This window comes from Thermocrispum municipale DSM 44069, from assembly GCF_000427825.1.
GTDB classification, from domain to species: Bacteria; Actinomycetota; Actinomycetes; order Mycobacteriales; family Pseudonocardiaceae; genus Thermocrispum; species Thermocrispum municipale.
On the sequence record NZ_KE386595.1, the window covers coordinates 130,792 to 155,263 of the forward strand.

18 protein-coding genes and 1 tRNA gene are annotated in these 24,472 nt (G+C 68.0%); 11 read left to right on the plus strand and 8 right to left on the minus strand.

Features of this window, described 5'->3' with window-relative positions:
* Positions 1 to 104 precede the first annotated feature (104 nt).
* On the minus strand, positions 105 to 818 hold the full coding sequence (locus YWM_RS0121225) for a FadR/GntR family transcriptional regulator (protein WP_028852373.1): 714 nt from the start codon (positions 816 to 818) through the stop codon (positions 105 to 107).
* Between the two features lie 180 nt (positions 819 to 998).
* Between YWM_RS0121225 and YWM_RS0121230 the strand changes: the two genes are divergently transcribed.
* The 5 genes from YWM_RS0121230 (at position 999) to YWM_RS0121250 (ending at position 8,402) form a co-directional block, all read left to right on the plus strand.
* Entirely contained in the window at positions 999 to 2,300 is a 1,302-nt protein-coding gene (locus YWM_RS0121230) for an SLC13 family permease (RefSeq protein ID WP_028852374.1), read from the plus strand.
* 11 nt (positions 2,301 to 2,311) lie between these two features.
* Positions 2,312 to 3,760 (plus strand): acyl-CoA synthetase, encoded by a 1,449-nt coding sequence (locus YWM_RS0121235; protein WP_043662113.1) that lies wholly within the window; start codon positions 2,312 to 2,314, stop codon positions 3,758 to 3,760.
* Positions 3,744 to 5,057: a carboxyl transferase domain-containing protein gene (locus YWM_RS24950; RefSeq protein ID WP_052345373.1), complete on the plus strand. Its 1,314-nt coding sequence runs from the start codon at positions 3,744 to 3,746 to the stop codon at positions 5,055 to 5,057. Before YWM_RS0121235 ends, YWM_RS24950 begins: the two co-directional genes overlap by 17 nt.
* Before the next feature lie 304 nt (positions 5,058 to 5,361).
* A complete protein-coding gene (locus YWM_RS0121245) occupies positions 5,362 to 7,500 on the plus strand; it encodes an LLM class flavin-dependent oxidoreductase (RefSeq protein WP_028852376.1) in 2,139 nt (712 codons plus the stop codon).
* Positions 7,497 to 8,402: an LLM class flavin-dependent oxidoreductase gene (locus YWM_RS0121250; protein WP_028852377.1), complete on the plus strand. Its 906-nt coding sequence runs from the start codon at positions 7,497 to 7,499 to the stop codon at positions 8,400 to 8,402. The genes YWM_RS0121245 and YWM_RS0121250 overlap by 4 nt, the downstream gene beginning before the upstream one ends.
* Positions 8,403 to 8,462: 60 nt before the next feature.
* On the opposite strand, the gene YWM_RS0121255 is transcribed toward YWM_RS0121250, so the two are convergent.
* Together YWM_RS0121255 and YWM_RS0121260 are read right to left on the minus strand one after the other, a co-directional pair.
* Complete coding sequence (locus tag YWM_RS0121255) at positions 8,463 to 9,083, minus strand: dihydrofolate reductase family protein (protein ID WP_028852378.1); 621 nt, start codon at positions 9,081 to 9,083, stop codon at positions 8,463 to 8,465.
* 132 nt (positions 9,084 to 9,215) lie between these two features.
* Complete coding sequence (locus YWM_RS0121260; protein ID WP_156914884.1) at positions 9,216 to 9,746, minus strand: winged helix-turn-helix transcriptional regulator; 531 nt, start codon at positions 9,744 to 9,746, stop codon at positions 9,216 to 9,218.
* Positions 9,747 to 9,842: 96 nt separating this feature from the next.
* Here YWM_RS0121260 and YWM_RS0121265 point away from each other — a divergent pair, with 96 nt between their 5' ends.
* Both YWM_RS0121265 and YWM_RS0121275 read left to right on the plus strand, forming a co-directional pair.
* Positions 9,843 to 11,009, plus strand: a complete 1,167-nt coding sequence (locus YWM_RS0121265) for a thiolase family protein (RefSeq protein ID WP_028852380.1) — start codon at positions 9,843 to 9,845, stop codon at positions 11,007 to 11,009.
* A gap of 229 nt (positions 11,010 to 11,238) precedes the next feature.
* Positions 11,239 to 11,724, plus strand: a complete 486-nt coding sequence (locus tag YWM_RS0121275; RefSeq protein ID WP_028852382.1) for a PaaI family thioesterase — start codon at positions 11,239 to 11,241, stop codon at positions 11,722 to 11,724.
* A 114-nt stretch (positions 11,725 to 11,838) separates the two neighbouring features.
* Here YWM_RS0121275 and YWM_RS0121280 read toward each other — a convergent pair whose 3' ends face one another.
* From YWM_RS0121280 to YWM_RS0121290, 3 genes are all read right to left on the minus strand, one after another.
* The gene (locus YWM_RS0121280; RefSeq protein WP_043662116.1) at positions 11,839 to 13,086 is read right to left on the minus strand and encodes a GDSL-type esterase/lipase family protein; all 1,248 of its coding nucleotides are present in this window, start codon (positions 13,084 to 13,086) and stop codon (positions 11,839 to 11,841) included.
* A gap of 1,039 nt (positions 13,087 to 14,125) precedes the next feature.
* Positions 14,126 to 14,202: transfer RNA gene (locus tag YWM_RS0121285), tRNA-Met, on the minus strand.
* 444 nt (positions 14,203 to 14,646) lie between these two features.
* Positions 14,647 to 17,625 carry a UPF0182 family protein gene (locus tag YWM_RS0121290; protein WP_028852384.1) on the minus strand — a complete coding sequence of 993 codons (2,979 nt, stop codon included), beginning with the start codon at positions 17,623 to 17,625 and terminating at the stop codon, positions 14,647 to 14,649.
* A gap of 140 nt (positions 17,626 to 17,765) precedes the next feature.
* Between YWM_RS0121290 and YWM_RS0121295 the strand changes: the two genes are divergently transcribed.
* On the plus strand, positions 17,766 to 18,299 hold the full coding sequence (locus YWM_RS0121295; protein WP_028852385.1) for a PPA1309 family protein: 534 nt from the start codon (positions 17,766 to 17,768) through the stop codon (positions 18,297 to 18,299).
* A 250-nt stretch (positions 18,300 to 18,549) separates the two neighbouring features.
* On the opposite strand, the gene YWM_RS0121300 is transcribed toward YWM_RS0121295, so the two are convergent.
* Positions 18,550 to 19,581: a YlbL family protein gene (locus YWM_RS0121300; RefSeq protein WP_028852386.1), complete on the minus strand. Its 1,032-nt coding sequence runs from the start codon at positions 19,579 to 19,581 to the stop codon at positions 18,550 to 18,552.
* Between the two features lie 245 nt (positions 19,582 to 19,826).
* Here YWM_RS0121300 and YWM_RS24955 point away from each other — a divergent pair, with 245 nt between their 5' ends.
* On the plus strand, positions 19,827 to 21,299 hold the full coding sequence (locus YWM_RS24955; protein WP_043662118.1) for a zinc-dependent metalloprotease: 1,473 nt from the start codon (positions 19,827 to 19,829) through the stop codon (positions 21,297 to 21,299).
* A 54-nt stretch (positions 21,300 to 21,353) separates the two neighbouring features.
* Here the strand turns inward: YWM_RS24955 and YWM_RS0121315 are convergent, their stop codons facing one another.
* A complete protein-coding gene (locus YWM_RS0121315) occupies positions 21,354 to 21,881 on the minus strand; it encodes a M48 metallopeptidase family protein (RefSeq protein ID WP_028852387.1) in 528 nt (175 codons plus the stop codon).
* Positions 21,882 to 22,051: 170 nt separating this feature from the next.
* Here YWM_RS0121315 and YWM_RS24960 point away from each other — a divergent pair, with 170 nt between their 5' ends.
* Together YWM_RS24960 and YWM_RS0121325 are read left to right on the plus strand one after the other, a co-directional pair.
* Positions 22,052 to 23,095 carry a ThiF family adenylyltransferase gene (locus YWM_RS24960; protein WP_052345374.1) on the plus strand — a complete coding sequence of 348 codons (1,044 nt, stop codon included), beginning with the start codon at positions 22,052 to 22,054 and terminating at the stop codon, positions 23,093 to 23,095.
* Positions 23,096 to 23,116: 21 nt separating this feature from the next.
* A complete protein-coding gene (locus tag YWM_RS0121325; RefSeq protein WP_028852388.1) occupies positions 23,117 to 24,442 on the plus strand; it encodes an ABC1 kinase family protein in 1,326 nt (441 codons plus the stop codon).
* Positions 24,443 to 24,472 lie beyond the last annotated feature (30 nt).

Here is a 24,472-nt window from a genome sequence, read left to right on the forward strand (position 1 = left end):
GCCCCGTCCGGGACGGCTGGCACCCGGGCGTGCCTCGGGTGGCCTCGTCCAGTACGACCTCCGGCGTCCTCAGGCCATCGTCCGGTACGACCCCCGGGCGTGCCTCAGGCGCTCTCGCCCTCCTGTGGGTCCCACGCCAGCAGCCGCACCTTCGCCACCGTGCGCACGTGCTTGCGCATGGCCTCCGCCGCTTTCTCCGGATCACCTTCCCGGATGGCCTCCACGATCGCCCGGTGCTGCTCCATCGACTGGTGCGGCCGTTCCGGTTGACGCAGCGACTCGTTGCGGCTCTCGGCGATCTGCACCGAGATCGACCGCATGAACTCCGCCAGCAGCCCGCTGCGTGCGGCCGCCGTGATCGCCGCGTGGAACCGGCGGTCGCCCTCGATGCCGTACTCGCCCTGCTCGATCTCCTTGGCCATGTGCTCGAGCGCGGCGTCCATCGCGGCCAGGTCCTCGTCGGTGCGCCGCTGCGCGGCCAGCTCGGCCAGCTTCGTCTCCAGCGCCTCGCGCGCCTCCAGCACCTCGGGAAGCCTGCGCCGCCTGGCCACCATCTCGTCGACGGTCTCCACGGTCAGCTCGTCCGACCGCAGGTACGTGCCGCCGCCGTGCCGGGACTCCACCAGGCCCTGGACCTCGAGCACCACGATCGCCTGCTTCACCGAGGCCCGGCTCACCCCGAGCCGCTCGGCCAGTTCGCGTTCACCGGGCAGCTTGTCCCCCGCCTTCAGGCCCGCCTGTTCGACATGCGCCTTGATCCGCTCGATGACCTGCTCGTACAGCCGCAACTTGCTCACGCGGCTCAGGGCCTGAGACAACCCGAACACCCCTTGCTCGTAGTGCGGGCGCAGCCCCGGGGCGGCACCCCACCGTAGGACTGGTGGCTCAGCCACTTTACCAATCAAGCCTTGACAGTGACGGCCATCACGGGAGAAAGTGGCTCATCCACTAGCCCACTGAGCCACTAGTCCGGTAGACCGGCGTCAAGGAGGACGGTCGTGTCCGCGGAAATGATTTCGATCATCGCCCTCGTGGTGATCTTCGTGCTGGCCACGACGCTGTCGATCAACATGGGCGCGCTCGCTTTCGCGGGAGCGTTCCTGGTCGGCACGTTGGCAGGCGGCCTGGACGCCGACGGCATCTTCGCCGGCTTCCCCGGCGACATCTTCGTCGTGCTGGTCGGCGTCACCTATCTGTTCGCCATCGCCCGCGCCAACGGCACCACCGACTGGCTGGTCGGTGCCGCGGTCCGCATGGTCGGCGGCCGTATCGCCCTCATCCCGTGGGTGATGTTCGTGGTCACGGCGGTGTTGACGGCCATCGGCGCGCTCAGCCCGGCCGCGTGCGCGATCATGGCCCCGATCGCCCTCGGCTTCGCCGCCAGGTACAACATCAGCCCGCTGCTGATGGGCGCCATGGTGGTGCACGGCGCGCAGGGTGGCGGGTTCTCCCCGATCAGCGTCTACGGCTCGATCGTCAACGGCATCGTCGAACGCAACAACCTTCCCGGCAGCCCGACGGTGCTCTTCCTGGCGTCGCTGATCATGAACGTCGCCATTGCCGCCGTGTTGTACGTGGTGCTCGGTGGCGCCAAGCTGCGACGGCGCGAGCTGGTCCGGGTCGGCGGCGGCACGGATGTCACCACCGGTGGCGGGGACAGCGCCGAACCGGCCGAACCCCTTCCGCACGAGCAGCGCATGCCCCTCGACGGGCCGAAGCTGGCCACGCTGGCCGGCCTGGTCGCACTGGTGGTCAGCACGCTGGTCTTCGAGCTCGACGCGGGCCTGACCGCCATCACCGTGGCCGTGCTGCTCAGCGTGGCGTGGCCCGCCCACAGCCGGAAGGCGGTCAACGAGATCACCTGGCCGACCGTGCTGCTGATCTGCGGCGTGCTCACCTACGTCGGCGTGCTGCAGGAGATCGGCACCATCGACTACGTCGGCAACGCCGTCAGCAATGTCGGCATCCCGCTGCTGGCCGCGGTGCTGCTGTGCTACATCGGCGGCATCGTGTCGGCGTTCGCCTCGTCCGTCGGACTCATGGGCGCGCTGATCCCGCTCGCGCTGCCGTTCCTGGCACAAGGCACGATCGGACCCATCGGCATGGTCGCCGCGATCGCGGTCGCCTCGACCATGGTCGACGTCAGTCCGTTCTCCACCAACGGAGCGCTGGTGTTGGCGAACGCCAAGAACGTCGACCGCGACAAGTTCTTCAAACAGTTGATGGGCTACGGCGCGATCGTGGTCGCGGTGGCGCCGCTGGCCGCTTGGCTCGTTCTCGTCGTCCCCGGCTGGGGCTAGGGAGGAATTCCATGACCACGCACCTGCTACCCGATCTGGCCGACGTCTCGCGCCGCGGTGACCGCACGGCACTGCGGTTCGGCGACACGGCGTTGACCTACCGGGAGCTCGCCGCCCTCGCCGCTGACCTGGCCGGTCAGCTACGCGGACTGCACCGCGTGGCCGTTTGGGCTACCCCGACCGCCGAGACGTGCGTCGCGGTGGTCGCCGCGTTGACCGCGGGCGTGGCGGTGGTGCCGATCAACCCGAAGATCGGCACGCGGGAGCTGTCGCACATCGTCGCCGACTCGGCCCCGGACCGGGTGCTGGCCGCGCCCGGCGTCGAGCTGCCGGGCGAACTGGCCGACCTGCCGCGCATCTCGGTGTCGCTCGCGCCGCCGACCGAGGCGGGACCGCTGCCCGACGAGCCCGATCCGGAGACGCCCGCGTTCGTGGTCTACACGTCGGGTACGACCGGCCCGCCGAAGGGCGTCGTCCTCCCTCGCCGGGCGATCACGTCGAACCTCGACGCCCTGGCCGAGATCTGGGAGTGGACCGCCGACGACGTGCTGGTGCACGCACTGCCGCTGTTCCACGTGCACGGGTTGATCCTCGGCGTGGTCGGCCCGCTCCGCCGCGGCTGCACGCTGCACCACCTCGGCCGATTCTCCACCGAAGCCGTCGCCGCCGAGCTGGACGGTCCGGGCACGATGCTGTTCGGCGTCCCGACGATGTACCACCGGTTGGCCGAGGACTGCGCGGCCGACCCGGAGATGGCCGGCGCGATCGGCAAGGCGCGGCTGCTGGTGTCCGGCTCGGCCGCCCTGCCGGCGACCGAGCACCAGCGCATCGAACAGCTCACCGGTCAGCGCGTGGTCGAGCGCTACGGGATGACCGAGACGCTGATGAACTGCAGCATCCGGTTCTCCGGGGATCGGCGCCCCGGCACCGTCGGCCTCCCGGTGCCGGGCGTCGATCTCCGCCTGGTCGACGACGACGGCAACCCGATCCCGGAGACCGACACCGAGGCCGTCGGCGAGATCGAGGTGCGCGGGCCGAACCTGTTCCTCGGCTACCTGAACCGGCCGGACGCCACCGCCGAGGCGATGCGTGACGGGTGGTTCCGCACCGGCGACATGGCGATGCGCGACCCGGACGGTTACGTGCGCATCGTGGGCAGGCGGGCCACCGACCTGATCAAGAGCGGTGGCTACAAGATCGGCGCGGGCGAGATCGAGAACGTGCTGCTCGACCACCCGGGCGTCGCCGAGGTCGCGGTGACCGGCGAACCGGACCCCGACCTGGGCGAACGGATCGTCGCCTGGGTGGTCGCCAGGGGCCAGGAGCCACCGGCGGACGAGCTCATCGCCCATGTGGCCGAGCAGCTGGCCGCGCACAAGCGGCCCCGTGAGGTTCGTTTCCTGTCGTCGCTGCCCCGCAACGACATGGGCAAGGTGATGAAGCGTGCCCTCACTTCGTGACGACGTCGTCACCGACTTCGTCCCGTTTCCCGCCCCACCGGTCGACCACGGCCGCGACGGGCCCCTCGACTGGCCCGGATACGGTGCCCAGCGCGAACGCGCGGAGAAGGCCACCAACGTGTCCGAGTCGGTGGTGTGCGGCCGTGGTCGACTCGGTGACCACGAGGCGGTCGTCGTCTGCTTCGAGTTCGGCTACCTGGGCGGCTCGATCGGTGCGGGTACCGGGGCCCGCATCGCCGACGCGTTCGACCACGCCGTCGACTCGAACCTCGCGGTGGTCACCTTCATCTCGTCGGGCGGAACCCGGATGCAGGAAGGCATGGTGGCCCTCCGGCAGTTGCAGGTGCTGGCGCACCAGTGCGTGCGCCTGCGTGAACGCGGATTACCGCACATCGCCGTCCTCGACGACCCCACGACGGGCGGCGTATGGGCCACCTTGGGGTCGTCGGCCGATGTGGTGCTCGCCCTCCCCGGCGCGCAAGTGGCCTTCGCCGGTCGCCGCGTACGTGCGGGCGCCGAGGCCGACGACCCCGCTTACACCGCGGAATCGCACTGGTACGCCGGCCAGGTGGACGAGCTGGTCGACCGCGACGAACTGCGGGACAGCCTGGCGGAGTGGCTGTCGTTGCTGCGCGGCGGCTCACCGGAGCCTGCGGAGGTCCCGCGCGCGCTCGGCTTCGTCGACGAGGCCCCGGACGGCTGGCAGGCCGTGCAGCGAACCCGCGACCCGCAGCGTCCCCGCGCCGAGGCCTATCTCGACGACTACTTCGAGGTCCGGCGCAACATCTCCGGTGACCGCGCAGGCGGCGTGGACTGCGGGATGTTGTGCGGCATCGGCAGGCGCGGCGGCCGCTCCATCGCCTTCGCCGCGCAGACCGGGACCCGCACGACCCCAGCGGGATTCCGGACGGCCACTCGGCTGGTGCGGCTGGCCGAACGCCTCGGGCTGCCCGTGCTGACGCTGGTCGACACGCCGGGCGCGGCCGCGGATCCGGCAGCCGAGAAGGCCGGTGTCGGGCCCGCGCTGTCCGAGCTGTTCACCACCATCGCCGCCGCCGAGGTGCCGATCACCACCCTGGTGATCGGGGAAGGCGGCTCCGGCGGGGCGCTCGCGGTGTGCTCCACCGACCGCCTGTGGATCACCCCGGACGCGTACTTCTCGGTGATCGCACCGGAAATGGCCGCGGCCATTCTCAAGCAACCACAACAGGACGTGCCCGACCTGGCGCACATGCTCAAGCTGCGGCCGACCGATCTGCTGCGGCTCGGCGTGGTCGACGGCATCGCCGGTCGTTGAGCCGCGGACGCCCGGCCACGAAAAAGGCCCGCCCGAGATGTCCGGGGCCACGTCTCGCGTGGCCGGTGGTCCCGGTGTCGCCACCTGAACCACCCATCCGACTCTCGGGCGGGTCACCGGTTTCCCGGTGCCATTCATCATGCTCGCCTCGCCACGGCGGCGCCGGTGCTGAAGGTCCCTGACCGCCGGGACGTGAGTCATCGGACGGCGACGTTATGTCGGTCTCATTGATCGGAATCGGTCCGCGCATCGCGGTATAGTTGACACGTCAACAAATTGATCCGACCGGTGACCGGAGGCAGTGATGAGTCGCCAACACAGTCCGATCAAACTCGGCGTCGAACTCGCCCATGACGACGTGGCGGCGGCCGTCGACTGCGCGGTCGAAGCCGAACGACTGGGGCTCGACCTGGTCGTCGTGCCGAGCACATCATCGGGCCCGGACGGATGGTCGCTGGTGAGCTGGATCGCCGGCCGCACCGACCGCATCGGCCTGGTGGCGGGAATCGATCCCGCGCAGCGGAACCTGGGTGTCCTCGGCCGCGCGTCCACCAGCCTCGACCGGCTGAGCGGTGGCCGGCTGACACTCGAGCTTCACCCCAGTCCCGAAATCTCCCCCGCCGAGGCACTCACGGTCCTGCGGCGCATGTGGGACACCTCGACACGGCGCGTGCGCCACGACGGCGCGATCAAGCTCGCCGGAGCCGAGCCCGGGCCACTGCCCGCGCACGACATCCGGATCTGGATGAGCGGCGACGTGGAACTGGCCGGCAGCACAGCGGACGGCTGGCACGGACGGCTCGACGACCCCGACCAGCTCGCGCAAAACCTGCAACTCTTGCGCAAGTCCGCGGAGAAGGCCGACCGGGACCCCCATGAGCTCGAGCGCGTCATCACGCTCACCACCTGGGACGACGTCGACGCTATGACCACACTCGTCACCGAGCACGGCGTAACGGCGTTCATCCTGCGCATCGACGAGAACTCACCCGAGGGTCTGCTCGAGCGGTTCGTTCAGGAGATCGCACCGCGGCTGCGCGAAGCCGGTCGGCAGGCGGTCGCCGACGGCGCTCTCACCCCGTCGCCCGTGCGACGGGCGGAAATCCGCGCGCGCCGGGTGTCCGGGATCGATTACGACGGCCTTCCCGCTCACCTCGCCGCCAACGCCGTGGAGCCCGGCGACGCGCTCTACAATTCCATCCGCTCGAACTACCTCCGCGGTGGATCACCCGGATTGATCCTGCGCCCGCAGTCGGTCAGCGACGTCGTCGACGCGGTGGCGTTCGCTCGACGCCACCGGCACATCCCGCTCGGAATCCGCAGCGGCGGTCACGGCGTCAGCGGCCGATCGACGAACGACGGCGGCCTGGTCATCGACGTCGGCGCCTTGAACGACATCGAGGTGCTCGACCGGGATCGCCGGCTGGTGCGCATCGGCCCCGGCGCCCGGTGGCGCGACGTCGCCACCGCCCTGCAACCCTACGGCTGGGCACTGGGATCGGGCGATCACGGCGGTGTCGGCGTCGGCGGTCTGGCGACGGCCGGCGGTATCGGGTATCTGAGCCGCAAGCACGGGCTCACCATCGATCACCTGCAATCGGTGGACATGGTGCTCGCGGACGGGACCACCGTGCGGGCCGGCCGCTCCGAGAACCCCGAACTGTTCTGGGCGGTGCGCGGCGCGGGCGCCAACTTCGGCATCGTGACCAGCTTCGAGTTCGTCGTCGACGAGGTGTCCGACGTCGGCTGGGCACAGTTGGCGTTCCATGTGTCGGACCCGGAAGAGTTTTTGCTGAAGTTCGGCGAAACGGTCGCGGCGACGCCGCGGGACACCACCCCGTTCTTGATCATGAACGGCTCGACCGCGCACGTGATGGCGATGGTCGCCTCCGACGATCCGGACGAGATCCTGGCGCAGCTACGGCCGATCGCCCAGATCGCGCCGCTGGTGCAGCAGCAAGTCGTCATCGCGCCGTACGCCGCCGTGATGAACATGTTCCCGGAGTCACCCCACCAGGCGTTCGGCGAACCGGTGTCACGGTCCGGGCTCGTCACGTCCATCACGCCCGGGTTCGCCGCGGTCAGCGCTCGCTTGCTGGACAGCGGCGCGGTGCACTGGTTCCAGCTGCGCAGCATGGGCGGCGCGATCGCCGACGTCGAGCCGGACGCGACCGCGTTCGCCCACCGCGACGCCGCATTCCAGATCACCGCGATGGGCAGCAACGCCCAGCGGGTGGACCGCGAATGGGACCGGCTCCGCCCGTACTTCAGCGGCATCTACACCAGCTTCGAAGCCGACAACAGCCCGCAGCGGCTGACCGAGGCGTTCCCGCCGCCGACGCTGGCGCGGCTACGCAAGCTCAAGGAGCAGCTCGACCCCACCGGGCTGTTCCGCGACAACTTCCCCCTCACCGATTCACATTCCGTTGGGAGCCCCGCATGACTGACTACGGCCACGACCTGATGTTCGGCACTTTCGTCACGCCGATCGCGCAACCCGTCCAGCATGCGGTCCAGCAGGCGGTGCTGGCCGATCGCCTCGGCCTCGACCTGGTCACGTTCCAGGACCACCCGTATGTCTCGCGGTTCCACGACACCTGGACGCTGATCCCGTACGCGGCCGCGCGCACCGAACGGGTGCGGCTGACGGCGAATGTCACCAACCTGCCCCTTCGCTTCCCTGCCCAGCTGGCCCGCAGCGTGGCCACGCTGGACCGGCTCACCGGCGGCCGCATCGAGTTGGGCCTGGGCGCGGGCGGTTTCTGGGACGCGATCGAAGCGATGGGTGGCCGGCGGCTTCGTCCCGGCGAGGCGCTGACCGCGCTCGAGGAAGGTGTGCAGATCATCCGCGGGGTCTGGGACACCAGCACTCCCGGCGGCCTGACCGTCGACGGGAAATTCCATGCGGTGCGCGGCGCCAAGCGTGGGCCGGCGCCCGCGCACCGACCGAGCATCTGGATCGGCGGGTACAAGCCGAGGATGTTGCGCACCATCGGCACGATCGCCGACGGTTGGCTGCCGTCCGCGCAGAACCTGCGGGGCGGCATCGAGGATCTGGCTCGCGGCAGCGAGATCATCGACGAGGCCGCGGAGTCCGCCGGGCGCAGGCCCCAGGACGTCCGGCGGCTGCTCAACCTCACCGGCGACTTCGACGACACCAGCCGCGGTTTCCTGCAAGGACCGCCCGATCAGTGGGTCGAAGAGCTGACCGACCTGGCGCTGACCTACGGCACCAGCGTGTTCATCCTGTTCTCCGACGACCCCGGCATGACCGAGATGTTCGCCAAGGAGGTCGCTCCGGCGGTGCGCGACGAGGTGCGCAAGGCGCGCGGCACGACGTCGTGATCCGCGTCCGGCGGTGAGGGGTCGGCGGCGCACTAGGTCCGGCCACCGACCCCGGGCCGGTCATTGGCCGTCGAAATCCCCGGTGCTCGGCACGCCTTCGGCAAGCCCGTACCGCAGGCGCACGATGCCTGATGGGCTTGCCGTGGGCGGCTCGAGGAGCTCGAGGTTCGCGGGCACCGCGCCGCCGTCGAACACCTTCTTGCCGGAGCCGAGCACGATCGGATGCACCCAGAGGTCGAGCCGGTCGAACAGCCGGTTGGCCAGCAGCGTCTGGATCAGGTTCAGACTGCCGACCACCTTGACGTGCTCGTGCCGGTTGCGGATGTCGTCGACCTCGTTGACCAGGTCCGCGCCGATCTGCTTCGAGCCCGACCACGACAGATCCGGCTTGCCGCGCGAGGCGACGTATTTGGGGATGCTGTTGAACAGCTGCGCGAACTCCGCGTCCTCCCCCTCCTCCTGATACGGCCAGTACGCGGCGAAGATCTCGTACGTGCGGCGTCCGAGCAGCAGGGCGTCCGTGCCCTCGTAGGCGGCCGCGATCTTCTCGCCCGTCGCCTCGTCCAGCAGCGGCACCTGCCAGCCGCCGTAGGCGAAACCGACCGGGTCCTCGTCCGAGCCGCCCGGCGCCTGTCCCACCAGGTCCAGCGTGGTGAAGACCTCGATCTCGATGGCACCCATGTCTTGTTCTCCTGATCGTTGCCGAACATCGGTCAGCAGGTAGACCACGACACGGCAGAAAAGTCATCGCCGGCCACGGACCACTCGATGCTTGTCGGTGCCGAGCGGCTTCGCGCTACCGCAGCGAGCGGCTCAGTTCCGGCCGAGGGCCGCCTTGACGTAGTCCTCGTCCTTGAGCCGGACGGCCGCCTGATTCAACGGCACCTCGTGCCCCGCTGCGCAGCGGACCTGGGCGCCCAGCGGTGCATCACACCCGCGGTGCACCAGCTCGACTCCCGTCCGATGGTCGTCGCGCAGCGTCTCGCCCCACTGCATCAAAGCCACCAGGATCGGGAACAGCTGCCGCCCTCGCTCGGTCAGGACGTACTCGTCGCGCGTTCGCTTGCCGGCTTCGCGATAGGGACGGCGGTCGACGAGGCCGTCGGCGTGCAGCTGCTTGAGCCTGCTCGCCACCACCGCCTCGCTCAGCCCGGTGCGGCGCGCGAACTCGTCGAACCGCGTGCCGCCGTAGAACAGCTCGCGGAGCACCAGCATCGCCGAGCGCGTGCCGATCAGCTCCAGCGCCCGCTCGATGCGGCACCAGCCTTTCGCGGTCCACTCGTCGCGCGCCGCGAACGCGCCCTGGCGCTGCAGTACGTCGGAGGCCTGCTGTCCGTCGGTCATGTGATCCATCCTACCTCTGACTTTGCTTTTCCAAAGCCAGAGACGTACCGTTCTGGCTATGGTTTTCCAAAGCCAGATGCTCGGGAGGGTCCACCGATGACCAGTGCGTACTTGATCGACGCCGTCCGCACCCCTGTCGCCAAGGGCAAGCCCGGCGGCGCCTACTCCGACATCCACCCCGTGGACCTGCACGCCCACACGCTGGCCGCGCTCGTGGAGCGGGTTGGCCTCGATCCGGCCGAGGTCGACGACGTGATCAGCGGCGCGGTCGGTCAGATCGGCGAACAGTCCGGCAACACCGCGCGCTGGGCACTGCTCGGGGCCGGGTTCCCCGAGTCCGTTCCGGGCGTGACCGTGGACCGCCAATGCGGCTCCTCCCAGCAGGCCTTGCATTTCGCCGCGCAGGGCGTGATCGCCGGCGCCTACGACGTGGCCATCGCCTCCGGTGTCGAGTCGATGAGCCGCATCCCGATCGGCACGCAGTTCCAGGGCAAGGATTTCGCGGGTAGCCGCGTCGGCAAGCGCTACGACAACGGGCTGATCCCGCAGGGCATCAGCGCGGAACTGATCGCCCAGCGATGGAACCTGTCCCGGACCGAGCTCGACGAGTTCGCCGTCGAGTCCCACCAGCGCGCGGCGAAGGCATGGAAGGACGGGCTGTTCGACAGCCAGATCACGCGCGTGACCGACCTCGCGATCGACGAGACCATTCGGCCCGACAGCACCGTCGAGACACTTGCGGGCCTGCGACCGGCGTTCCGGGCCGACCACTGGGTCGAGCGCTACCCGGACCTCGAGTGGCGGGTGACGGCAGGCAACAGTTCGCCGGTCAACGACGGTTCCGCCGCTGTTCTGGTGGCCGGCGACGACGCCGTGCGGCGGCTCGGCCTCACGCCTCGGGCCAGGGTGCACGCCTTCGCGGTCGCGGGCGACGACCCAGTGTTCATGTTGACCGGCGTCATCCCGGCCACGCGGAAGGTGCTGGCCAAGGCGGGGCTGTCGATCGACGACATCGACCTGTTCGAGGTCAACGAGGCCTTCTCCTCGGTCGTGCTGGCCTGGCAGCGGGAAACCGGAGCGGATTTGGCGAAGGTCAACGTGAACGGAGGCGCGATCGCGATCGGCCACCCGCTGGGTGCTTCCGGCGCTCGGCTGATGACGACGTTGCTCAATGCGCTCGAACAGACCGGCGGCCGCTACGGCCTGCAGGTGATGTGTGAGGCGGGTGGCCTGGCCAACGCCACGATCGTCGAGCGGCTCTGATGGCCAGGTTCTCGTTCAGCGCCGTGCTGCGCAACGGCCTGGAGAAGCACATCGCCCAGCTGGAACGCGAGCTGGAGCAGGACTCGGGCGGCCGGGCCCGCGCCGGGGTCGCCGCAGCACGGCCCCACGCCGGGGTCACGAAACCTCGGCGCCGTTCCGCCGTCGAACCGCGAGCCTGTGCTGGCGCCGCACCCTCAGCCCCGCCGGCCCCCCAGGCAAGGAGCAAGTAATGAACCGCACGCGCACGTACACATGGGAGGACCCGAAGGTCTTCGCCGACCCCGCGCGGCAGTTGAGCGGCCTGGAGTTCCTCAACCGCATCGGCAGCGGCGAGCTACCCGCGGTCCCGGCAGGTGCGACGACGGAAATCCTTCCGGTGGCGGTCGGCGACGGCTGGGCGGAGTTCCAGATGCAACCTGCCGAATGGCACTACAACCCGATCGGCTCGGTGCACGGCGGCATGCTGGCGGGGCTGGCCGATTCCGCGCTGGGTTGCGCGGTGCACAGCAAGCTGCCCGCGGGGACCGGGTACACGTCACTGGACCTGGCGATCAAGTTCACCCGCGCCGCGAACCTCGACAGCGGAGTCCTGCGGTGCCGGGGTGAGGTGGTGACGATCGGGAGGCGCACCGCGACCGCCGAGGCTCGGGTGGTCGACAGCCACGGCCGGGTGGTCGCCCATGCGGTGGCGACGTGCCTGCTGTTTCCACTCTGAGCAGGGGTCGTTCACACGGTGGTGACGCGCCCGCTGCTCCCACTCTGAGCTGGCGAAAGGCGGCCGGGCGAGGACTGCCCTGAATCAGGCCTCTGGGCCCGGCCGCCGCACGCCTTACGGCGTGGTGACCAGCGGAATCGAGATGGAGTCCGCGATCGCCTTCTGTCCGACGATGTTGGCGTGGATGCCGTCCGCGTCGTATTCGGGATTCAGCCGATTGGGATCCGCCGGATCGGCGAGCACCTTGTCGAAGTCGAGCACCGCGTCGCACGTGGCGCTGCAGTTGCCGTCCCGCCTGACGAAGTCGCCGACGGTGTAGCGGAACTTGTTCTGTTCCTCGGTGTACGACGCGCGCGGCGTGATCGGCGTGACGTAGACCTTGATCCCCGCCTCGCGCAGGTGCCGGAACACCTCGCGATAGCTGTCCAGGATCTGATCATCCGTGCAGCCGTACGCCAGGTCGTTGGTGCCGTAGTAGTAGATGACCGACGAAACACCGTGCAGCTCGAGGATGTCCCGTTCGAGCCGAGCGAGGGCGTCGAGATCACGCGCACCGTCCGGGATGGACGGGCACGCGGCGGAACTCGAGGTACCGGCGACACCCGCGTTGGCCACGGCGAACTGCCGGTCGCCGGGTGCCTCCCGAACGATGCGCCGCGCCAGCTCGTCACTCCAGCGGCGGTTGGTGCCGAGCTCCTCGCAATCCGGGCCGCAGTTTGTGCTGCCGGTCCCGTCGACCACCGAGCTTCCGTACGGCACGATCGTGCCGCGCACGTTCGGGTTCAGCACGTCGACCGCACTGACGAGGTAGGTCGATGTCGTCTTCTCGGTGAAGGCCCGACCAGAACTGTCCCCGGTCACATCACCGGACCCCGCCGACGACAGGTAATTCTCCCGAAATGCCGAATTGTGCTGGCCCGGCACCACCCTGCCGGACACGAAGAGGCTGACCGCGATGTCGGAATCGGGTTTCGGCGCCACGGGCACCGGATCGCTCCACACATCGTCACCGGGCTCAATCGTCACGCCGGCCCGGCCGCCGAATGTGGCATTTTTCGCCTCCGTGACCTCACGGCCGCCCGTACTCAGGCCGACCGTGGCCCGGTCGATCCGCAACGGCTCGGCGCCGAATTCGTTCTGCACCCGGAACCGCACCGCTTCGCCGCCTTGGCTCACGTGCGCGATCATCCGAACGGACTGGTTGTTCAACGTCCGGTCGGCCAGCCGTTCCTGAGACTGAGCCCATGCGGTCACCCAGCCGTCGGCTGCCGTCTCCGCGGCGCCCGATGGCACCGACAACAGCACCGTGCTTGCCGCAATGAGCGCGGCAAGCATCGCCGCCGCACCACGCCGTCTCGACATGAAACAAACCTCCGCGATCTCATCAGCTGGCGTGAACACCGGACTCCGCGGAGAAAGACATTACGCCGGGAAAGCAGAAAGACGTTCGCCGTCGAACGAAGGGGCAATGTCTTTGCGTCATGAGGTGCAGCAGTTCCGTCACCGGTAGGCGCCAAAACTCAAATGCTTTTCGAGAATGCTGCCCCGATCCGTTGTTTCGTCGAATCGTCTCGGCTCATTTTCCGGTCAGTCTGCGGGCTGCACTCGAGACGGACGGATCCGAATATCGGTGGCATCCAGATCATCGGCGACGTTGCGAACGGCCGGCTCGGCGACGCCCCTGGGTTAGCCCGGCATGCCCCAAGCGCCTTCAAGTCCAATCCCCGCGTTCCCGCATCGCGTTCCGAAGCTGGCGGCCGCGGTGGTTCCAGGGGCGACATGCGGCGAATACCTGGACGGGACGCCCGGTGTTCCCATCGTGCGGTGCGCACGTTCGGTTCGTGTCATCGCGCGGGGTTCGCCCCATGAGTTGACTCGTGACAGTCCGGCGGCAGCGCCTCGGCAACGAGGCGGTGGACTCAGTACGCGACTCGAGGGGGATTCATGCAAGAAGGTGCCAGGCGATCGGGCAGACACTCACGTAGTCACGGTCGTCCGCTCGTCCGAGCCGCCATCTACATCAACACCGGCCTCGTTCTTGGTCGTCGGCTGCATGGCAGCCGACGCCTTGGCCTTCGGCGCCTTATATCGGGCGAGATGTGCGACACGCCAGGAAGTACCAGCTTTCGCGCCCCGTGGGCACAGCGTGTCGCTTATGTGCTGCCGATTACCGCCACCGTGTGCGCAGGCATCTGCTGCGGCTACGACGGTCTGCGTGCGCTGCGCCGAGGCGAATCACCCGGGCTGTGGCTCGCTGCGGCATGGCTGATCCTCCTGGTGGGACTGATAGTCGTCGCGGGTCGGGGAAGCAATCTGAACCAGCCGTTTGCGGAGTGCCGACCGTCTGACTGACCACGCACGAAAACGGCCCCGGAGACCGAGTCTCCGGGGCCGTTTCACCTGGTAGCGGGGACAGGATTCGAACCTGCGACCTCTGGGTTATGAGCCCAGCGAGCTACCGAACTGCTCCACCCCGCGTTGGTAGTACCCAGTTTACACACCCGTTTCGGCCGCGTTCAGGGGGGTGGGTACCACCGTCGGACATGGGCAAATCGCACGCCCGTCCCGTCGTTCGTACCTCAGGCCGTTGCCCCGAGCCGCCGACGGTTCGAGCGGGCTGTCGGCACCCCGCGCCGGCGCCGCACGCTCAGACCACCTACCCCGTCATCGCGCCCAGCATTCGATCCGTCGTGTCGCCGACTCCAGATCGCGTCCAGCTCCCGTCCCGTGGGCTCACCCGGCTCCACGTTCGGTCAGCGCGCCCGGCTCCACGTTCGGTCAGCGCACCCGACTCCATGTTCCGTGATCACGCCCAGCTCCACGGTCGGTCTGCACACCCGGCTCCACGCACCGTCGCCGCGGTCCAGACGAGCGGAAGCCGCCTACCCGTGGATCGGGCAGGCGGCTTCCGGCGTGTCGTGGCTAGTTCCCGCCGGAGCCGGAACCTCCGGACGAGCTCGAGCTACCGCTGGACTGACCGCTCTTGACCTGGTTGTACTTCTTGCGCGCCGCTTCCAGGTCTTCCAGCGCGTCGGCTTCCGCCTGGAAGTCCCTCTCCGCCCGGGCCTTGAAGTACGCATCTGCGGCCTTGGCCATCTCGTCGGCCGCCTCTTGCAGCTCTGGGTTGCCGGAGCTCGGCGGCTGCTTGGCCGGCGGCTTCTGCGGCTGATCCGGTTTGTTCGGCGTCTCCGGTTCCGGCTCGGAGTCGTCTTCCTGAGCGCGCGGAGTCGTCGCGTACTTGCCCGCGCCCGGAAGCGCCTGGTCCAGCGCCTCGGTGAGGGTCTTGCCGAATCCGACACGGTTACCGAACGAGACCAGCACGCGGGCCAGCTGCGGATAACCCCGCTCGGTGCGCTGGCGGATGTACACCGGCTCGACGTACAAGAATCCGCCTGCGACCGGCAGCGTCAGCTGGTTGCCGTTGATGATCTCGACGTTCTGGTTGCCGAAGAGCGTTCGCTGCTCGGTGTAGTCACCGTTGTTCTCGAACGAGTTCTGCACCTGCGCCGGCCCACGGCTCTGCGGCGCATCATCCCCGATGGGTAGCCGCAGCACCTTCATCTTGCCGTAGGTCTCCGGGTCGGACGACACCGTCATCCAGGCCGCCAGATAGTCACGGTTCAGCGGCGTGAGTGGACTGGTCAGCTGGAACGTCGGCTTCTTGTCGCCCGGCGCCTTCATCAGCAGGTAGTACGGCGGCTGGTTCGCCGAGTCCTCGCCCTCGGTCGGGTTCGACGGCACACTCCACCACGCGGTGTTCGAGAAGTACTGCTGCGGAGTCTTCACGTGGTACTTCGTCAGCAGATCCCGTTGAACCTTGAACATGTCCTCCGGGTAGCGGAAGTGTTTGCGTAGCTCGTCCGGGATCTTCGACTCCGGCTCCACCGTGCCGGGGAAGACACCGCGCCATGCCTTGAGCACGGGGTCCTCCTCGTCGATGGCGTACAGCGTGGTCGTGCCGTCGTAGGCGTCGACCGTGGCCTTCACCGAGTTCCGGATGTAGCTGATCGGCTCGTTCTCGTGCCGCGCGACACCGGTGAGGGTGTCCTGCGTGGCATCGCCCAGCTGCGTCTTCTGGCCGTACGGGAAGTTCGCCGTCGTGGTGTAGCCGTCGACGATCCACTTGATCCGGCCGTCGATCACCGCCGGGTACGGGTCACCGTCGACGGTCAGCCACGGCGCCTTCTTCTCCACCCGCTGACGCGGATCACGGTTGTAGATGATCTTCGAGCTTTCCCCGATCGCGCCGGAGAACAAGATGTTGCGTTCGCCGTGCGCGATGGCGAACACCAGGCGGTGGAACAGTCCGTCGATCGGCACACCGCCCTTGCCCTGGTAGCGGTGCTGGGTCTCGGCGGTGTCGAACTCACCCGGCGCCGAACCCTTCGGGTTGTTGACGATCGCGTAGTCGTCCTCACCGAACAGCTCGCCGTAGTAGATACGCGGCTGCTTGACCTCGATCCCGATGGCGTCCGGGTTGACCGTGTCGCTCCGCCTGGTCAGCGGATATCCACCTTCGGTGCCGCCTTCACCACTGTCATCGCCGACGGCACGGTCGATCGTGTTCGCGGGAGCGGCGACGAAGCCGTTGCCGTGCGTGTAGACCAGGCGCTGGTTGAGCCAGCTCCGCTGGTTCTCCGCCAGGCCCTCGGCCTTCAGTTCGCGCGCGGCGACGATGTAGTCCTGTACCTCGCCGTTGATCTCGTACCGGTCGACGTCGAGCTTGGACGGGAAGCCGTAGAAGTTCTCGCGCGCGACCTGCTGGGTGAACGTCGGCTCCAGCACGCTCGGGTCCAGCAGCCGGATCCGCTCGATGGTTTCCCTGGCCTCGGCGATGTCCTCCTCGGACGCGGTGATCTTCGGCTTGTAGTCGACGTACTCGATCTTGTCGAGCCCGTAGGCGAATTTGGTCGCCTCCATGTTGCGGCTGATCGCCGTGGCTTCCTTCTCGATCTCGTTCGGCTTGACCGAGAACTGCCACAGCAACGCAGGCCAGGCCTGGCCGACCAGGATGCTGGAGACGAGCAGCAGCGCCAGCGCGATCGCGGGAAGCACCAGGTTGCGGAGGAACGCTCCGACGAACAGCGCCCCGGCACAGAACACCGCGATGCTCATCAAGATGAGCTTGGCCGGCATCACCGCTTGCAGGTCGGTGTAGCTGGCGCCGGTGAACAGCTCGTTGCGGCCGTTCAGCAACAGGTTGTACCGGTCCATGTAGTAGTCGAGCGCCAGTACCAGCACGAAGATGCCTGCGGTGATCGCCAGCTGGACACGGGCGGCGTTGGTCAGCTGACCGCCCCGTCCGGCCAGGCGGATCCCGCCGAAGAGGTACTGCACGACCACGGCACCGACGAAAGCGACGACCAGCGCGACGAACACCCACGTGATCGCCCAGTTGTAGAACGGCAGGTCGAAGACGTAGAAGCCGATGTCGTGACCGAACTCCGGGTCTTTCTTGCCGAATTCGCCGCCGTGCAGGAAGAGCTGGACGGTCTCCCAGCCACTCTGCGCGGACAGGCCGGCAATGACGCCGACGAACGCGGGGATACCGATACCGAACAGTCGCACCCGCGCGACGATCGTCGACCGGTAGCGGGCCAGCGGGTCCTCCTGGCTGGCCACCGGGACGAACACCGGTCGGTTGCGGTAGGCGATGAACAACGAGAGGAACGCCGCGCCACCAACGACGAGTCCCACCACCAGGAACAGCACCACGCGGGTGAACAGCACGGTGGTGAACACGTTCCGCGCGCCGACTTCTCCGAACCACAACCAGTCGATGTAGGCGCCGATGAGCCGACTGCCCAGAACCAGGGCCGCCACCAGCACCGCACCGATGATCAACAGGATTCGACTACGTCTGGTCAGCCTTGGCACGCTGACGGGAGGCCGATTGGCCACAGCACACGCTCCTGGGTCGGTGACATCCGCCCGGTAGGTGCCACACGGTGTGTGTGACCCCACCCAATATCTACATAACTCTACGGACGAGGGGGAAAGTTCCCCGCCCGGGTCCGCTTCGTACCTGGCACGATAGGCCCATGGGCACTATCGGTGACGTGGCGACGGCTGCGCGGGAAGTTGAAGAGTTCGTCGCGGCCGCAGGGTGGGAGCAGCCGCCCCAGCTGTTTGCGCTGGTCTCGACCGCAGACATCCTTGCTCAGCAGCCGGAGCTCGCCGCGCAGCTGAACACGGAAGCAGCACTGACCCCCGTGGCACAGGACGCCCTCCCGGAGGCGGACGACCTCGCCGACGCGCTGGCCAAGATCACATGGCCGGAGACGGTGAGCGGGTGTGCGGTGGCTCAGGAGATCGTGGTGCTGCCGCCGGAGGCCGAGGAGTCACTGCCGGATGACGGCGACGTCGCGAAGCTGCAGCAGGCCGCCGCGGAACACCCCGACCGCACGGAAGCACGCCTGGTGGCCGCCGTGTCGCGCGATGGCTATCGGGCGTGCGTCATGCGACTGCGCGGAGTCGCCACCGACGAGGACGGTGAGCCGGTGGACGAACTCGTCGAGCACCCCGACCTCGCACCGAATCTGCTCGACGCGCTTGCCGCCACCCTGGAGCCCTAGGACTCGCTGGGCCGCCGGCTCTCCGGACATCCGGCGCGCTGCCGCACGTCGCCGCGCACGCTGCATCTCCGAGCAGGCCGATCAGCATGCAGCTGTCGGCCGACCCCTGGTGGCGCGAGCCCTGTCCCTGATCCTCGTAGCGCAAGCCCTGCCCCACCCCAGTAGCGCAAGCCCTGCCCCACCCTGCCCGGTAGCGCGAGCCTTGCCCCACCCCCGGTAGCGCGAGCGCTGTCAGCAGCAGGTCCCGGGCTCAGCAACCGGGAACGGGTCGCCCTTTGTCCAAGTCCTCGAGTGCCTTGACCGCCTCGTCCAAGGTGCCGATCTTCACCAGCCGCATGCCGTCAGGAGCTGACTTGACGGCCTCGGCACAGTTCTCTTTAGGGACCAAGAACACCGTGGCGCCGTCATCACGGGCGGCGGAGAGCTTGAACGAAATGCCACCGATCGGGCCGACCGTGCCGTCGGCAGCAATCTCCCCCGTGCCGGCCACATGACGACCACCGGTCAGTTCACCCGGCGTCAGCCGGTCGACGATCGCCAGCGCGAACATCGTGCCCGCGGAGGGTCCGCCCACGTCGGCAAGCTTGATGTCGACCGACAGGCCGGGTAGCTCAGGCCGCGCCCCGGCAAGCACGCCCAGATAGCCCTCCGACCGTCCGTCGTCGGCTTTGCCGAGCGTGACCGTCGCGGTCCGGACATGCTTGGCCGACTTCTTGCCGTCTTCCCGGAACCTCAGTTTGATCTTGTCGTTCGGCTTGGTGCCTTTCAACGCGTCCCGAACGTCCTGCGGGCTGCTGACCTTCTTGCCGTTGACCTCCAGCAACTGGTCCCCCGGGTCCAGAACGCGGTCGGTCTCCTTGCGCGACACTTCGTGCACCACCGCGGTGAGGCGAATCTGCTTGGACACGGGGTAGTCGTGTTTCATGAGGTGCAGCAGGGCCGCCGACACCGCCGCGTCCTGGGAGTCGACGAACTGCTGGGCGTTCTCCTGCTTGACCTCTTCATCGGTTTCACCCGGCGGGAAGTACAGCTCGCGTGGTGCCAGCGCGTAGCTGCCGCTCGCCCACAACCCCAGCGCGCCGAGCAACGTGACACCGTCCTGAACCGACACCGTGGTCAACCGCAGTTCACCAGAGGTTTTGTACGTCTTGGACCCTTGAATCGCGATCAGCGGGCCGTTCTTGGTCTCTGCCAAGGTGTCATGTGTCGGTCCCGGCCCCAACGCGACGTAAGGAACCCGCACGAGGGTGCCGACCAAGCCGAACACGAGCACGATCAACATGCTGAGCGCGATCGTCCAGCCGCGTCGGGTCAGACGAGGGCCTGTCTCCGCGGCGCGAGGATCTTGCTCCCGACTGCCGGGAGCGCTGTGCCGGGGTGTGTTCTCTTGCTCGTTCACGGGCTTCCTGTCAAGCGCGGATATCAGGACGTTGCTGCTGGTGTCTGATATCAGGACCCTACGCGATGAGGCGGATCTGATCGCGCTGGGCTGAACACGACTTCGAGCAAGCCGCGTACCGTAGAGACATGAACGAATTCCCGTTCGGCTTCGGCCCCTCCGACCCGGACAAGCGCGGTGAGGGCGAGTCCCGCGACCCGTCCGGCTTCGGTTTCGGGTCGCCGGGCGGCGGCCCGCAGGGAGCCGAGGCCTTCAATCAGCTCGGTCAGATGCTCAGTCAGCTGGGCAGCATGCTCAGCCAGGCAGGAAGCTCTTCGGGGCCGGTCAACTACTCCATCGCCAAGCAGATCGCGCTACAGCGTCTCAGCAGCAGCAGCGGCAGTCAGATGGGCTTCGGCTCCGACTCGGGCAACGCGGCGGTGCGCGACGCCGGACACCTCGCCGAGTTGTGGCTGGACGCCGCCACGATCTTGCCTGCGGGCGCCACCAGCACCGTCGCCTGGTCGGCGCGCGACTGGGTGGAGAAGACTTTGGACACGTGGCAGCGCCTGTGCGATCCAGTAGCACAGCGAATCTCTCAAGCATGGGTGGAAGCCCTCCCTGAAGAGGCCAAGCAGGCCGCCGGCCCGCTCCTGTCGATGCTCGGTCAGATGGGCGGCATGGCGTTCGGTACCCAGTTGGGCAATGCGCTCGCTCAGCTCGGCTCCGAGGTGCTGACCTCGACCGAAGTCGGTTTGCCACTCGGCCCCGACGCCACCGCTGCCTTGCTGCCCGGCAACATCCAGAAGTTCACCGAGGGCCTGGAGCGGCCGAGCAGCGAGGTGCTCGTATTCCTTGCAGCCCGCGAAGCAGCCCACCATCGGCTCTTCGCGCACGTCCCCTGGCTCCGTCAACGTCTACTGGCCACCGTCGAGGAGTACGCGAGCGGAATCTCCGTCGACACCGAAAGCCTCCAGCAGCTGGCCGGTCAGCTCGATCCGTCGAATCTGGCCAACATCGAAGAGACGCTGTCGTCCGGGCTCCTTCAACCGCAGACCTCTCCCGAGCAGAAGGCCGCCCTGGCTCGCCTGGAGACGCTGCTGGCGCTCGTCGAGGGCTGGGTCGACGTAGTCGTCGCGGACGCCATCGGCGATCGCCTCCCCGGGGCCGACGCCCTACGCGAGACGCTGCGCAGGCGCCGGGCATCGGGCGGACCCGCGGAGCAGACGTTCGCGTCATTGGTCGGCCTCGAATTGCGGCCGCGCAGGCTGCGCGCCGCGTCAGCTCTGTGGAAGCTGGTCGGCGATCAGCACGGAGTGGAGAAGCGAGACGGGCTCTGGTCCCACCCCGACTTGATGCCCACCGCGGACGACTTGGACGACCCGCTGGAGTTCGCCGAACGCCTCGGCTCCGACGAGTCGGGTCTGGCTGAGTTCGACCCGATCGCCGAGCTGAAGCGCACCGAGGATGCCCCCTCCGCCGACGAAGCACGAGCGGAAGACTCCACTGGCGACTCTCCAGCGGAGGAGGCCTCCACCGGCGATGCGACCGAGGCATCGGACTCCGGTAGCGCACACCCGGAGGACGACGACCCCGGCTCCGGTCCACGCACGGACGGCTGAGCCGGCCGGTCAAGCCTCAGCCCTCGCGCTCCGGCAGCGCACACCGGAGCCCGGCTAGTCCAGCTCGGTCAGTCCCAAGCCGGCCGCGGCCGACAACCCCTCCAGGTAGCCGATCGCCCGCTCGGTCTTCGGGTAGCGGGCACACAATGCCCAGAATTCCTTGTTGTGTGCCGCCACCCGTAGGTGCGCCAGCTCGTGGACCAGTATGTAGTCGAGGACCCATGCAGGTACGTCTCGGAGCCGGTCGCTGACCCGAATGGTGCCTTCCGCTGGAGTGCAGGACGCCCATCGTGTCCGCATCGGCGGGACCCAACGCACGCTCGTCGGCTGCGCATCACCGTCGAGATACTGCGCTGAGAGCTCGCGACACCGCTGCATCAGTGCCTCGTCTGACTGCCGCGCAGGCGAGACCCGCCGGTTCTTGCCGCGCAACAGCTTCCGTTCCATCTCGGCGACCCAGTGCTCCTCCTCCGCACTGGACATGCGTGCTGGGATCAGCACGACCATCGTGTCGCCGTCGAAGTAGGCCGAGACCGTGCGCTTGCGGCGTGCGCTCCGCCGCACCTCGACTTTCCTCGACACGCCTCCACCGTAGGCCGCGCCGCCGACAAAAGGGCGAGCACCACCGAATCTGTGGACAACTCGGTCAAGTCCGCGCGATGTCGACGCGAGTGGCGGGATATGTGCGCGCAGTTATCCCCAGCTTTCACGTGAGCCACGATCGCAGGCAAAAAGTCGGCACTCTGGTCGCCATGACAGCTCCAGCACCCGAAGTCGAGGTTCTGCAGCCCACCGGCGACGAGTTGGCCAGCAGGCCGTGTTTTGCTGCAGGCATCAAGGCTTATCAACGCGCGGTCGACGAAGTTCAGATCGGCGTCAATCCGCGCCGGGCCGTGTTGGTGACGGATCTGTCACCGCGAATGGTCTCGGCACTGCTCTCCCTGGATGGTCAGACTCCGCTCGGCAGGTTGATCAGCCGGGTCGGCCCGCAGAACGCGGATCAATTACGCAGTCTGTTGCACGAGCTGACCGACGCCGGCTTTTTGGTCGACGCCAGTGAGCCGCGCCGAAGCGCACGCGTCGCGCAAGCTGCCGTCGAGGTACGTGGTGACGGCCCACTCGCCGCGGCTGTGGCCGTACAGCTGGCACTCGCCGGCATCGGATCAATCGCGGTGACGTCCAACGGCACCGTCACCACCGATGACGTGTGCGGCGTCTACTCCCCGGGCGACCTCGGAAAACAACGTCGGTCTGTCATCGAGCAGGCGATCCGGACAGCGAATCCTTCCGTCGCTGTCGGCAGTGCGGCCCGCGACCGCAGTCCGGACCTGGTCATTCTCACCGACGCACTGGTCCCTGCCCCAGAAGTCGTTGCGCAGCTCATGCAGGACAAACAGGAGCATCTGGTCGTGGCCGCGCGTGATGGCTGCGGAATCGTCGGCCCCCTGGTTCTTCCCGGTCGCTCCGCATGCCTGGAATGCTTCGATCGGTACCGCACCGACCGCGATCGCTGCTGGCCCCGCGTGGCGAATCAGTTGGCCGGGCATGTACAGCGGGCGGATCCGGCGACAACGCAAGCGACCGCCGCGTACGCAGTAGCGCAAGTACCGCTGTCACTCCAGCCGAGTGAGGCCCGACCACCGTTGTTGGAAGCGACTCTCGAGCTCGACCTCCGCGAGGGCGAGACCCTCCGTCGAGAGTGGGTCGCCCACCCATGGTGCCGGTGTGGAGTCGCGACACGGTGGGACGTCGACATTACTAGTTCGTCACACGAATTTGGGGGACAACGGGTGTAGTCACAAGGCAGAATCGAATGCATGGCCGAACCAGCGGAGCATAGCCTGCCCAGCAGAACATCGGCTCGTGCGGCAAAGCTCGCCAGCTTGCCGTTGGGCATCGCGAGTCGGGCTGTCGGCGGCTGGGGTAAGCGACTGACCGGCAAGAGCGCGCACGAGGTCAACGCCGATCTCCAGGCCAAGGCGGCCGAGCAACTGTTCGAGGTCCTCGGCACGCTCAAGGGCGGCGCGATGAAGTTCGGCCAAGCGCTCAGCGTCTTCGAAGCGGCCATCCCCGAGGAATATGCCGCCCCTTACCGCGAAGCTCTCACCCGGCTGCAGTCAGCCGCTCCGCCGATGCCCGCCAAGCAGACACACCGCGTTCTGCGGGAACAACTCGGTTCCGGCTGGCCCAAGCGATTCGCCGAGTTCGACGACGAGCCCGCGGCAGCGGCCAGCATCGGTCAAGTGCACCGCGCGGTGTGGCACGACGGCCGCATCGTGGCAGTCAAGGTGCAGTACCCAGGAGCCGATGAAGCTCTGCGTAGCGACCTGCGTCAGCTCATGCGGTTCTCGCGGCTGTTTCAAGCGCTGGCACCGGGGACGGAGGTCAAGCCGCTGCTGGCTGAGCTGTCCGCGCGAATGGACGAGGAGTTGGACTACCGGGGCGAGGCGAACTTCCAGCGCGCCTTCGCCGCGGCCTACGACGGTGACCCACAGTTCCTCGTCCCCAAGGTCGTCGCCAGCTCCCCGAAGGTCGTCATCACCGAGTGGGTTGACGGAACGCCGCTCGCTCAGATCATCAAGGCCGGGGAGCAGGAAACACGCAATCTCGCCGGACGTTTGCTGCTGGAGTTCCACTACTCCTCACCGGCGCGGGCCCGGCTGATGCATTCCGATCCGCATCCGGGCAACTTCATGCTGGCCGAGGACGGCCGGATGTGCGTGATCGATTACGGCGCGGTCGCACGGCTTCCTGACGGCATCCCGTACGGCCTCGGCCACATCATTCGCTTGGCGTTGGACGGCGAGGCGACGGAGCTGATGCGCGTCATGCGTGAGCACCGCTTCATCACCGCCGGAAGCAAAGTCGCCGCCGGAGACGTCCTCGACTACCTGGCACCGTTCACCGAGCCTCTGGCGGCCGACCAGTTCCGGTTCAACCGTCGCTGGCTCCAAGAACAGGCAGCCCGAATCGGCGACGTAGGCAGCAAGGATTTCCGCACTGGTCGCGCGCTCAACTTGCCCGCCGAATATTTGCTGATCCACCGCACGACAGCGGGCAACACCGGCATCCTGTGCCAGCTGGAAGCGGAGGTCGCGGCCAGGGACATTGCCGAGCGTTGGGTGCCAGGCTTCACGGGCTGATCATCCACACCCACCCACGAGATGCGGATA

Bases quoted from the DNA above. Each gene is read 5' to 3' on its own strand.
- YWM_RS0121235 (WP_043662113.1), top strand. From the start codon at position 2,312: ATGACCACGCACCTGCTACCCGATCTGGCCGACGTCTCGCGCCGCGGT.
- YWM_RS0121245 (WP_028852376.1), top strand. From the start codon at position 5,362: ATGAGTCGCCAACACAGTCCGATCAAACTCGGCGTCGAACTCGCCCAT.
- YWM_RS0121250 (WP_028852377.1), top strand. From the start codon at position 7,497: ATGACTGACTACGGCCACGACCTGATGTTCGGCACTTTCGTCACGCCG.
- YWM_RS0121255 (WP_028852378.1), bottom strand. From the start codon at position 9,083: ATGGGTGCCATCGAGATCGAGGTCTTCACCACGCTGGACCTGGTGGGA.
- YWM_RS0121260 (WP_156914884.1), bottom strand. From the start codon at position 9,746: ATGACCGACGGACAGCAGGCCTCCGACGTACTGCAGCGCCAGGGCGCG.
- YWM_RS0121265 (WP_028852380.1), top strand. From the start codon at position 9,843: ATGACCAGTGCGTACTTGATCGACGCCGTCCGCACCCCTGTCGCCAAG.
- YWM_RS0121275 (WP_028852382.1), top strand. From the start codon at position 11,239: ATGAACCGCACGCGCACGTACACATGGGAGGACCCGAAGGTCTTCGCC.
- YWM_RS0121280 (WP_043662116.1), bottom strand. From the start codon at position 13,086: ATGTCGAGACGGCGTGGTGCGGCGGCGATGCTTGCCGCGCTCATTGCG.
- YWM_RS0121295 (WP_028852385.1), top strand. From the start codon at position 17,766: ATGGGCACTATCGGTGACGTGGCGACGGCTGCGCGGGAAGTTGAAGAG.
- YWM_RS0121300 (WP_028852386.1), bottom strand. From the start codon at position 19,581: ATGTTGATCGTGCTCGTGTTCGGCTTGGTCGGCACCCTCGTGCGGGTT.
- YWM_RS24955 (WP_043662118.1), top strand. From the start codon at position 19,827: ATGAACGAATTCCCGTTCGGCTTCGGCCCCTCCGACCCGGACAAGCGC.
- YWM_RS24960 (WP_052345374.1), top strand. From the start codon at position 22,052: ATGACAGCTCCAGCACCCGAAGTCGAGGTTCTGCAGCCCACCGGCGAC.
- YWM_RS0121325 (WP_028852388.1), top strand. From the start codon at position 23,117: ATGGCCGAACCAGCGGAGCATAGCCTGCCCAGCAGAACATCGGCTCGT.